7 protein-coding genes are annotated in these 11,638 nt (G+C 66.8%); 6 read left to right on the top strand and 1 reads right to left on the bottom strand.

The window, feature by feature from the left end:
- Positions 1-19: 19 nt before the first annotated feature.
- The gene (locus OVA11_RS11985) at positions 20-1,474 is read left to right on the top strand and encodes a cobyric acid synthase (RefSeq protein ID WP_268067602.1); all 1,455 of its coding nucleotides are present in this window, start codon (positions 20-22) and stop codon (positions 1,472-1,474) included.
- Here OVA11_RS11985 and OVA11_RS11990 read toward each other — a convergent pair.
- Complete coding sequence (locus tag OVA11_RS11990; RefSeq protein ID WP_268067603.1) at positions 1,471-2,046, bottom strand: DUF2939 domain-containing protein; 576 nt, start codon at positions 2,044-2,046, stop codon at positions 1,471-1,473. The genes OVA11_RS11985 and OVA11_RS11990 overlap by 4 nt on opposite strands.
- A 151-nt stretch (positions 2,047-2,197) precedes the next feature.
- Between OVA11_RS11990 and OVA11_RS11995 the strand changes: the two genes are divergently transcribed.
- The 5 genes from OVA11_RS11995 (at position 2,198) to OVA11_RS12015 (ending at position 11,599) form a co-directional block, all read left to right on the top strand.
- Positions 2,198-3,244 (top strand): LacI family DNA-binding transcriptional regulator, encoded by a 1,047-nt coding sequence (locus OVA11_RS11995; RefSeq protein WP_268067604.1) that lies wholly within the window; start codon positions 2,198-2,200, stop codon positions 3,242-3,244.
- Positions 3,245-3,378: 134 nt separating this feature from the next.
- On the top strand, positions 3,379-6,240 hold the full coding sequence (locus OVA11_RS12000) for a TonB-dependent receptor (protein WP_268067605.1): 2,862 nt from the start codon (positions 3,379-3,381) through the stop codon (positions 6,238-6,240).
- Positions 6,241-6,354: 114 nt separating this feature from the next.
- Positions 6,355-7,878 (top strand): tryptophan halogenase family protein, encoded by a 1,524-nt coding sequence (locus OVA11_RS12005; protein WP_268067606.1) that lies wholly within the window; start codon positions 6,355-6,357, stop codon positions 7,876-7,878.
- A gap of 23 nt (positions 7,879-7,901) precedes the next feature.
- Positions 7,902-10,190, top strand: a complete 2,289-nt coding sequence (locus OVA11_RS12010) for a beta-glucosidase (RefSeq protein ID WP_268067607.1) — start codon at positions 7,902-7,904, stop codon at positions 10,188-10,190.
- Positions 10,190-11,599, top strand: a complete 1,410-nt coding sequence (locus tag OVA11_RS12015) for a glycoside hydrolase family 30 protein (protein WP_268067608.1) — start codon at positions 10,190-10,192, stop codon at positions 11,597-11,599. Before OVA11_RS12010 ends, OVA11_RS12015 begins: the two co-directional genes overlap by 1 nt.
- Positions 11,600-11,638: the final 39 nt, after the last annotated feature.

Here is an 11,638-nt window from a genome sequence, read left to right on the forward strand (position 1 = left end):
TCTTGGAGGAGACCAGCGCATGGCCGCCTTGATGATCCAGGGCTGCGGCTCGGATGTCGGAAAGTCGGTGCTGGTCGCCGGCCTGTGCCGACTGTTCGCCAATCGCGGCTTGGTGGTGCGGCCCTTCAAGCCTCAGAACATGTCGAACAACGCCGCCGTCACCGCTGACGGCGGGGAGATCGGTCGCGCCCAGGCTTTGCAGGCGATCGCCTGTCGCACCCCGCCGACGGTCGACATGAACCCCGTGCTGCTCAAGCCGCAGAGCGATATCGGCGCGCAGGTGGTGGTGCGCGGGCGGATGGCGGGATCCTGGGCGGCGCGCGGCTATCAGGATCACAAGGCCAGCCTGCTGCCCACCGTGCTGGAGAGCTTTCGCACGCTGGAAAGCCAGAGCGATCTGGTCATTGTCGAGGGGGCCGGCAGCCCGGCCGAGATCAATCTCCGGGCCGGCGACATCGCCAATATGGGCTTCGCCCGCGCCGCCGATGTGCCCGTCGTCCTGGTCGGCGACATCGACCGGGGCCATGTGATCGCCGCGCTCGTGGGGGCGCACGCCGTGCTCGATCCTGAGGATCGGGCGATGATCAAGGGCTTTTTGATCAACAAGTTTCGCGGCGATCCGGCGCTGTTCGACGACGGGCGGCGAGCGATCGTGGACCGCACCGGCTGGACGGACCTTGGCATGGCGCCGTGGCTGGCGGCGGCGCGGCGACTGCCGGCCGAGGACGCGGTTGTGCTGGATGCGCGGTCAGCGGCACGGGAGGGCAAGGTTCGCATCGTGGTTCCGATGCTGTCCCGCATCGCCAATTTCGACGAGTTCGACGCGCTGCACGCCGAGCCTGGGGTCGAGTTCGCCTTCGTGCCGCCGGGCTCGGCGCTGCCGGGCGACGCCGAGCTGGTGATCCTGCCCGGCACGAAGGCGACGCGGGCGGATCTCGACTTTTTTCGCGCCCAGGGCTGGGACGTCGATCTGCGCGCTCATCTGCGGCGCGGCGGTCGCGTGCTGGGGATCTGCGGCGGCTATCAGATGCTGGGCCGGCGCGTGGCTGATCCCGAAGGCGTAGAGGGCGCGCCGGGGACTTCGGAAGGCCTTGGCCTGCTGGACGTCGACACCGTGATGACCGGTGACAAGACTCTGCGGCCCGTCACGGGCCGCCTGGACGGCGGCGCGCGGTTCGAGGGGTACGAGATGCATGTCGGCCGCACGTCTGGCGCGCCGCGACCGATGTTGGTGTTCGACACGGGCGAGCCGGACGGCGCCGTTTCGCCGGACGGTCGGGTCAAGGGTTGCTACGTCCACGGCCTGTTCGATCGCGGCGAGGCGCGCGCGGCGTTGCTGGCGGAGCTGGGCGCGGTCTCGGACGCCGTCGATCAGGCCGCGCGCGTGGATCTGGCCCTCGACGAGATCGCAGCGGCTTTGGAGGCTTCATTCGACATTCCGGCCCTGGCCAGACTGGCCGGACTGTCGCTTTAGGTCGCCGGCGAAAGGTCGATCCGCACCAGCTTCCAGCGAAACAGGCCTTGCCGCTCCAGCGTGAGGCCGAACACAGGCTCGTCGGGCTTGGCCTTGTCGCGATAGGTCGCCTTGAAGTGGTCGAGGTCCTGGAATCCGTAGCGGATCTCGGTGTCGGACTTGTCGCGCGGCTTGCCGGTCTCGACGCGTGTCCCCTGTACAGAGGGCGAGATCTTGGACGGCGCGCGACTGGTGGCGACCATCTGCGCGATAGCGTCGGGCGTGGCGTAGGCGTCGACCGCCTTGTCGACGACGCCGACCATCAGGAGCTGGCCGAAGGCGGCGAACGGGTTGTCGCGCAGTTCCGGGTCCTCCTCGAACGCCTGGGTCATCGCCCCCTTGAGCTGTGACTTCAGGCTTTCCCGAACAGCGGGGAAGTCGACGAGACGTTCCAGCTTGGCGCGATCGCCGGTCTTGGCCGCCTCGGTCAGGCTGTGCAGGGCCAGCACCGGCGAGCCGAAATAGGCCGCGACAAGGGCGACCACGACAAGGCCGATGGCCCCTCCGGTCAGGATACGCTTGGCGCGAGTCATGGCTACCTCCTGCTTCTGATTGGCTCAGAGCCGGGAACAGCGGTCAACCAAAGGGCGGATCTCTGTCGCTCCGTGCGCGTCATAACGTTGAGCCGCTTGTGTTGCTCTGCTTTCCTGATCATCTTCCCGGCGCTCGAAGGGGGAGCTCCATTTGACCACCAAAAGACCTACGATCGATGATGTCGCCCGCCTGTCGGGGGTAGCGCGCGTCACGGTCTCGCGGGTTCTGAATGGTGGTCCGAACGTGCGCGACGAGGTCCGCGCGCGGGTGATGCAGGCGGTCGAGACGCTGGCGTACAAGGTCAATCCGCAGGCGCGCAGCCTCGCGGGTGGGGCCAGCCGGCTGCTAGCCTTCGTCTTCGCGTCAGATCCCGAGAACGAGCCGAACTCGTACTACGAGTCCGCGCTGGAGCTGGGCGCGCTGCGCGCCTGCCTGACGCTGGGCTATCAGGTGCTGGTCCAGAACGTTCCGCAGCAGACGCCCGATCACCAGAAGCGGATTCTGGATCTGATCACCACCCAACGCTGCGAGGGCCTGATCCTGTCGCCGCCCTACAGCGACGACGTCGCGCTGATCGAGGCGGCGCTTGCGCAGGGCTGCAAGGTCGTGACCGTCTCGCCCGGTGGTCCGGGGCGCGGCAAGGCCGACGGGGTCGGCGTCGACGACGAGGCCGGCGGCTATGACATGACCCGCGAGCTCCTACGCCTGGGTCATCGACGATTCGGCTTCATCGCCGGCCTGGAAGGGCACCTTTCGGCCGACCGACGCCTGCAGGGCTTCCGCAGAGCGCTCGCCGAGCAGGCGTTGGGGGAGGGCGACTGTGTCGTGCTCCGGGGTGACTTCACCTTCCGGTCGGGCACCCGCCTGGCGCCGGAGCTTCTGGACCATCCGCTCAAGCCGACCGCGCTGGTCTGCGCCAATGACGACATGGCCGCCGGCGTCCTGTCGGCCGCCCATGCGCGCGGTCTCAACATCCCGCAGGACCTGTCGATCACAGGTTTCGACGATGCGCCTGTGGCCGGCATCGTCTGGCCGCCGCTCACCACGGTGCACCAGCCGGTCAAGGTCCTGGGCCAGCGCGCCGTCGAGCTGCTGGTCGCGCGCCTGACGGGCGTCAACGTCTCCCAAGCGCCCGTCTTCGAGAAACTCGAACACGCCGTGGTCTCGCGGCAGACGACAACCACCGCCCACCTCTAGACCGCACGAGCTTGACAACGTTGTCGCGTTGAGCGCAATTGGAAGCGCTTCCATAGAGGCGCATTCACGGCTATTGGCCTGACAACAAGAACGATATCTCGCCGCAGCAGGGCGAATTAGAAGGGGGAGAGCTTATGCGAAACCGTAAGAACGGCGGCGCGCATCCGTCCAACAAGCGATTCTACGGCACGGCCTCGGCCGCCGCGATCACCCTGGCCCTGGCCGGCTCGGGCTCCGCCTGGGCGCAGTCGGCGCCCCAGACGCCCAAGGCCGAGGACGACACCGTCGAGGCCATCGTGGTGACCGGCATCAAGGCCGGCATCCAGAACGCAATCAACATCAAGAAGAACGAGACCTCGATCGTCGAGGCTGTGTCGGCGGAAGACATCGGCAAGCTGCCGGACGTCTCGATCGGCGAGTCGATCGCGCGTCTGCCGGGTCTGGCCGCCCAGCGCGTCAACGGCCGCGCCCAGGTGATCTCGATCCGGGGGCTCGCGCCGGACTTCACCACGACGCTGCTCAACGGCCGCCAGCAGGCCAGCTCCGGCGACAACCGCGCCGTCGAATTCGACCAGTATCCGTCGGAACTGCTGTCGAGCGTCGTGATCTACAAGACCCCAGACGCCCAGGTCTCTGGCATGGGCCTGTCGGGCACCGCAGACCTCCGCACGGTGCGTCCGCTCGAGTTCGGCAAGCGCGCCGTCGCGGTGAACATTCGCGGCGAGAAGACCGCCGGCAAGAAGCTGAACGACGACGTCAGCAACTGGGGCGGTCGCTACAGCGCCAGCTACATCAACCAGTTCGCCGACGGCACGTTCGGCGTGGCGCTGGGTTACGCCCACCTGGATTCACCCTCGCAGGTGAAGCACTACAAGGCCTATGGCTATGAGGCCTTCGGCTTCGCCGTGACGCCCGACAGCGCCGATAACGCCCTGATCCTCAACGGCCAGGAATTGTTCGCCACCTCGCGCCTCAACAAGCGCGACGCGGTGATCGGCATCTTCGAGTACCAGCCGAACGATCAGATCCATTCGACCCTGGACCTGTACTACTCGACGTTCCGGCAGGAAGAGACAACGCGCGGGGCGCAATGGTTCTCGAACGGCTGGGCGGACAACGCCACCTTCACCAACATCAAGACCGAAGACCTCGGCGGTTCGCAGTTCGCGCGCAGCGGTCTGCTCAACAACGCGGTCCCGCAGCTGCGGAATGACTACAACACCCGCATGGACCAGCTGTTCTCGGCCGGTCTGAACAACGAGTTCCAGCTGTCGGACCGCACCAAGCTGGTCGCGGATCTGTCCTATTCCTCCAACAAGCGGAAGGAACAGATCATGGAGACGTACGCGGGCTATGGCCGCGGCGTCGGTGGCGTGACTCCGGCCACGCCGGACATCGGTCGAGTGTTCGACAAGATCGGCTTCCAGGTCGCCGACAACGGCTTCTCGCAATACGACGAGGGCTTCAACTACGCCGACGCCGGCAAGGTGACGCTGGGCGACCGCGCGCCTTGGGGCGGCTGGGGCCACGACGGCGCCATTCGCTTCCCGCAGGTGAAGGAGGACGTGACCACGATCGACGTCCACCTTGAGCACGAGCTGGACGGCTTCATCACCCAGGTCAGCGCGGGCGTGAACCACACCAAGCGCGACAAGGGCAAGACCGTCTCGGACAACGATCTGTTCCTCAAGAACGGTCGCCAGCAGGTCTATGTCGACGCGGCCGACCTCGTGGACCCGACGCAGCTTGGCTTCGCCGGCTTCGGCGGCGTGCTGAGCGTCAACATCGGCGACGCCTGGCGCAAGTACTACAACTGGGCGCCGATCCTGGACGCCAACTACTACGACAAGACCTGGGAGATCACCGAGAAGGTCACGACCTTCTTCGCCCGCGCCAATTTCCAGGCCGGCGACCTGCGCGGCAACCTGGGCGTTCAGGTGGTCAAGCAGGAGCAGGCCTCTTCGGGCGTCGTGATCAACGGCACCGAACCGGGCAAGCCGATCACGCCCACCAAGATCAACGTCAAGGACGACTACACTGACGTCCTGCCCAGCATGAACCTGATCTATGATCTGGGCGGCGGCCACCGCCTGCGCTTCGCGTTGTCCAAGACCATGGCCCGTCCGCGCATGGACGATATGCGCGCCAACGTCACGCCGGGCTTCAACTCGCTGGTCTGTTCGGGCCAACCCTGCGCACCGGGCACGACGGTCAATCCGTGGTCGGCCAGCGGCGGCAACCCGAACCTGAAGCCCTGGATGGCCAAGGCGGCCGACCTTGCCTACGAGTGGTATGTCAGCCCCGCGACCTACGTGTCGGTGGCCGGCTTCTACAAGAAGCTCGACACCTACATCTATTCGCAGACCGGCAAGTTCGACTTCACCGGCATCCCGCTGCCCACGACGGCTACGGCGATCCCGCCGGGCATCACCATCAGCCCGATCGGCCAGATCACCCTGCCGGCCAACGGCAACGGCGGCGTGGTCAAGGGCCTGGAATTCAGCGGCGCGGTGGATCTTGGCCAGTTCGCCGACCTGCTGAAGGGCTTCGGCATGCAGGGCAGCCTCTCGCTGACCAAGTCGAACCTGAACCCGACCACCAGCACCGATCCCAAGCAGAAGGTCCGTATCCCCGGCCTGTCGGGCACGGTCTACAATGTGACCGGCTACTACGAGCGGGGCGGCTTCCAGGCGCGGATCAGCCAGCGTTATCGCTCGGCCTTCAAGGGTGAAGTGGTGCAGCTGTTCGCCACGCGCGGCTTCACCGAGATCCTGGCCGACAAGCAGGTCGACGCCCAGATCGGCTACACCTTCCAGGATGGGCCGATGGAGAACCTGGGGCTGCTGGTCCAGGTCAACAACCTGACCAATACGCCGTACCGCACCCGTCTGGGCCTGGACGGCGGCGGGACCAAGACCAGCGGTGGCGGCGCCTTGCCCGAAACCTACGAAAAGTACGGCCGTCAGATCCTGTTCGGCGTGAACTATCGGTTCTAAGCCGGGGGCTGAACGGGTCGCTCTCCCCAGCGGCTCTGTTCGCCAGGCACGAACCAATCGGGGCGGGGTCGTCGAAAGGCGGCCCCGACCTACGACCTAACGGGAGGCGGGTGGTTGCAACCGCTCAAAAAGATTCTGATCGCTGGCGGCGGCTCCGCCGGATGGATGACGGCCGCGCTCTGCTCGCGCCTCTTCCAGGGGCTCTACGAGATCGTCCTCGTCGAGTCCGAGGAGATCGGCACGGTCGGGGTGGGGGAGGCGACCATCCCCGCCATCAAGAAATTCAACGAACTGCTCGGGCTGGAGGAGGACGACTTCCTGCGCAAGACGCAGGGCTCGTTCAAGCTGGGCATTCAGTTCAAGAACTGGTGGCGCCAGGGCGAGAGCTATCTCCACGGTTTTGGCGTCATCGGCCAGGACCTGGGCTGGCTGCGCTGCCATCAGTACTGGCTGCGCATGCGGGAACTGGGCCGAGCGGGCGACTTCGACAACCTGTCGATCAACAACGCGATGGCGCTGAGCAACAAGTTCATGCGCGCCCGGCCCGATATGGCGGAGTCGCCGATCGGCCATATCGCTCACGCCTTCCATTTCGATGCGGGCCTCTATGCCAAGCACCTGTCGACCTTCGCCCAGGCGCGCGGCGTCAAGCGCCGTGAAGGCAAGATCGTTGACGTGACCCTGCGCGCCGAAGACGGCTTCGTGCAGTCGGTCACGATGGACGATGGCGAGGTGCTCACGGCCGACCTCTTCGTCGATTGCTCGGGTTTCCGGGGCCTGATCATCGAGCAGGCGCTCAAGACCGGCTACGAGGACTGGACGCACTGGCTGCCCTGCGACCGCGCCGTCGCCGTGCCGTGCGATCGCTCGGAGCACTTCACGCCCTACACGCGCTCGACCGCGCACACGGCAGGATGGCAGTGGCGAATCCCGCTGCAGCACCGCACGGGCAATGGCCACGTCTACTCCAGCCAGTACATCGACGACGACGAGGCCGAGCGCGTCCTGCTTGCGAACCTCGACGGCGCCCAGCGCGCCGACCCGCTGCGCATTCGCTTCAAGACCGGGAAGCGCAAGAAGATCTGGAACAAGAACTGCGTCGCGATCGGCCTCGCCAGCGGCTTCCTCGAGCCCCTGGAGTCGACCAGTCTGCACCTGATCCAATCAGCGGTGATCCGCATGGTGCGGCTGCTGCCGGACGCTGGCTTTGATCAGGCGACGATCGACGAGTTCAATCGCCAGAGCGATTTCGAATACGAGCGGATCCGCGACTTCATCATCCTGCACTACAAGGCCACCGAGCGCGACGACAGCCCGTTCTGGCGCTACTGCCGCGACATGGAGATCCCCGCCACGCTGCAGCGGAAAACGGATCTCTTCCGCGCCAACGGCCGCGTGTTCCGAGAGGACGACGAGCTGTTCACCGAAGAGAGCTGGATCCAGGTCTTCCTCGGCCAGGGCGTCATACCGCGCGCCTACGACCCGCTCGTGCGCGTCAAGTCGGACGACGAGATCGCCCGGTTCCTCGGGAACATCGAGACGGTCATCGGCAAGTGCCTGAACGTGATGCCCTCCCATGCCGAGTTCGTCGCGCAGGCCTGTCCGGCGCCGCCGCTCGCGCCTGTTCCCACCTCATAGCCACGCTTATCCGGAGTACCGCCATGACGACCGCCGCCCAGCCATCATCCGCCTTGCGGATCCTGCGCCGGACTACCGCCGCCGTGGCGTTGCTCGCGTTCCTGCCGATGTCGGGCGCGGTCGCGCAGGTCATGCCGACGCAGGACAGCGCGCCCCTGGCCGCTCGGGCGAACGATCCGGCCTGGGTGCGCGCCGACGCGCTCGTCAAGCAGATGACTCTGGATGAGAAGATCACCTATCTGCACGGCCTGTTTCCGCCGATGGCCAAGCCGGCGCCGACGGACATGATCCCGTCGGCCGGCTATGTGCCGGGCGTGCCGCGCCTGAACATCCCGACCCTGCGCGAAAGCGACGCCAGCCTCGGTGTCGCCAACCAGGTGGAGCAGCGCAAGGGCGACGTGGCCACGGCCCTGCCGTCCGGCCTCGCCCTGGCCTCGACCTTCGAGCCGAAGCTGGCCTATGCGGGCGGTGCGATGATCGGCGCCGAGGCGCGCGCCAAGACCTTCAACGTGTTGCTGGCCGGTGGCGTCAACCTGACCCGCGACCCGTGGGCGGGCCGTAACTTCGAGTATCTGGGCGAGGACCCTCTTCTGGCCGGCGAGATGGTCGCCGAGCAGATCAAGGGCGTGCAGTCCAACAAGATCGTCTCGACGATCAAGCACTTCGCGCTGAACGCCCAGGAGACGGGCCGGCACGTGATGGACGCCCAGATCGACGAGGCGGATCTGCGCGAAAGTGACCTCCTGGCCTTCCAGATCGCGATCGAGAAAAGCAACCCCGCCTCGGTCATGTGCGCCTACAACAAGGTCAATGGCGACTGGGCCTGCGAGAACGACTTCCTGCTCAACAAGGTGCTCAAGCGCGACTGGAGCTATCCGGGCTGGGTGATGTCGGACTGGGGCGCGGTGCACAGCACGGTCAAGGCGGCGCTGGCGGGGCTGGACCAGCAGTCGGGCCAGGAGCTCGACACCCAGATCTTCTTTGGCGAAGACCTGAAGGCCGCCGTCGCCAAGGGCGAGGTCAGCCAGGCCCGCGTCGATGACATGGTCCGGCGTATCCTGTACGGTGTGATCAGCTCAGGCCTGATGGACAATCCGATCCCGACGAGCGCCCAGCCGATCGACTACGACGCCCACGCCAAGGTCGCCCAGACAGTGGCCGAGCGTGGTTCTGTGCTGCTGAAGAATGATCGCGGACTGCTGCCGCTGACCAAGAGCGCCAAGAAGATCGTCCTGATCGGGGCCCATGCCGACGTCGGCGTGCTCTCGGGCGGCGGCTCCTCGCAGGTCCGCTCGGTGGGCGGCGCGCCGGTCGAGATCCCGCTGAACGGCGGCGAGGCGGCTTCGTTCGTACGGGTCACCTGGCACGCGTCCTCGCCGCTGCAGGCGATCAAGGCCGCTAACCCCAACGCCGAGGTTACCTACGTCGACGGCAAGGACCCAGCCGCCGCCGCGGCCGCCGCCAAGGACGCCGACGTCGCCATCGTGTTCGCCTGGCACTGGCAGACCGAAGCCCAGGACGCCCCGTCGATCGCGCTGCCCGAGAACCAGGACGCCCTGATCGAGGCGGTGTCAGCGGCCAACAAGAACGCGGTCGTCGTGCTCGAGACCGGCGGTCCAGTGCTGATGCCCTGGCTCCATAAGGTCGGCGCGGTGCTGCAGGCCTGGTACCCGGGCCAGCGCGGCGGCCAGGCCGTCGCGCGCCTGCTGCTTGGCGAGGTCAATCCGTCGGGCCGCCTGGCCATGACCTTCCCCAAGAGCGAGGACCAGGCGCCGCGCGCCAGCGCGCCGGGCTTCGCTGAGCAGGCGGCCATCGACGACGCGCGCCGCGCGGGCCAGAAGGCGGGTCCGATCAAGGGCTTTCCGGTGCGCTACGTCGAAGGCGCGGCGGTCGGCTACCGCTGGTATGCCCAGGAAAAGCGCCAGCCGCTCTATCCGTTCGGCTATGGCCTCTCGTACACCAGCTTCGGCTACAAGAACCTCAAGGTCGAGGACGGCGATGGCCTGAAGGTCAGCTTCGACGTCACCAACACCGGCAAGGTCGCCGGCGCTGACACGCCGCAACTCTATGTCACCTCGGGCCAGCGCAAGGCCATGCTGCGTCTGGCCGGCTTCCAGAAGGTGGATCTGGCGCCCGGCGAGACCAAGCGCGTCACCCTGACGGTGGAGCCGCGTATCATCGCGGACTACGACACCGCCAAGCCGGGCTGGACCATCGCGGCGGGAAGCTATCCGCTCTATGTGGGCCGCAACGCCGGCGAGCCTGTCCTGACCGGCAGCGCGCAGTTGAAGGCTTGGTCGAGGAAGCCCTGATGCGTCTGCGCCTTGTATCCCTGACGGTCGCGGCGCTGGCCGCGACCTCTCCCGTCCTCGCAGCGCCCAAGCTCCGCGCCTGGGTGACGACCGGCGACAAGAGCCAGCTCCTGGCGGCGCAGGCGCCTGTGGCGACCTCGTCCCCCGAGGCGTTGGCCGGACTGCCGGTGATCGCGATCGACACCCAGGAGCGCCACCAGTCGATGGTCGGCTTTGGCGCGTCGATCACCGACGCCTCGGCCTGGCTGATCCAGAACAAGCTCAAGCCCGCTGACCGCGACGCGCTCTTGCGCGAACTGTTCGGCCGGGAGGAGGGCGGTCTGGGCTTTAACTTTACCCGCGTGACCATCGGCGCGTCCGACTTCTCGCTGGACCACTACAGCCTCAACGACACGCCAGGCGACGCGCCGGATCCGGGGCTGGAGCACTTCTCACTGGCGCGTCCTCAGCAGGACGTGTTCCCGACCTTGCGAGCGGCCTTGGAGATCAATCCCGAGCTGAAGGTCATGGCCTCGCCGTGGAGCGCGCCGGCCTGGATGAAGACCACGGGCTCACTGGTCAAAGGCCAGCTCAAGGCCGAGGCCTATCCGGTCTACGCTCGCTTCTTCGCCCGCTACGTCCAGGAAGCCGCGAAAGTCGGCGTGCCGACTGACTATCTCAGCGTCCAGAACGAGCCCGACTTCGAGCCCGAGAACTATCCGGGCATGCGGTGGCTGCCGCAGGATCGCGCGCGGTTCTTCGGCGAGCACCTGGCCCCGGTGTTTGTGCGTGAGAAGATCAAGACCCGCGTGCTCGACTGGGACCACAACTGGGACCAGCCGCAGCAGCCGCTGACGGTTCTGGCCGACCCGAAGGCCCGGGCGTTCCTGACGGGCGTGGCCTGGCACTGCTACGCCGGCGACGTTTCGGCGCAGGACAAGGTGCACGCGGCCTATCCGGACAAGGACGTGTTCTTCACCGAGTGTTCGGGCGGCGAGTGGGCGCCCAAGTTCGACGACAGCTTCTCGTGGATGGTCGAGCAGCTGATCATCGGCTCGACCCGCGGCGGCGCGCGCGGCGTGCTGATGTGGAACCTGGCGCTGGACGAGAAGTTCGGACCGCACGCCGGCGGCTGTGGCGACTGTCGCGGGGTGGTTTCGATCGACAGCCAGACCGGCGCGGTGACCCGCACACAGGAATACTACGCCTTCGGCCACGCCAGCCGCTTCGTGAAGCCCGGCGCGGTGCGGATCGGATCGCCGGCGAAGGTCGAGGGGCTGCGGACGGTGGCGTTCCAGAACCCCGACGGACAGCGCGTGCTGATCGTGCTGAACGTTTCGACCGCTGCGGTCGACTTCGCAATTGCGTCGCCCGGAGCGCGCTTCAAAGCGTCCTTGCCCGCCAGATCGGCGGGCACCTTCGTCTGGTAGGAGCCGGCCGTCGCGCTTCGGTGCGATCACGCCGGTTGT

Origin of the sequence: Caulobacter sp. SL161 (genome assembly GCF_026672375.1) — a bacterium.
In the GTDB taxonomy this organism is placed as follows: domain Bacteria; phylum Pseudomonadota; class Alphaproteobacteria; order Caulobacterales; family Caulobacteraceae; genus Caulobacter.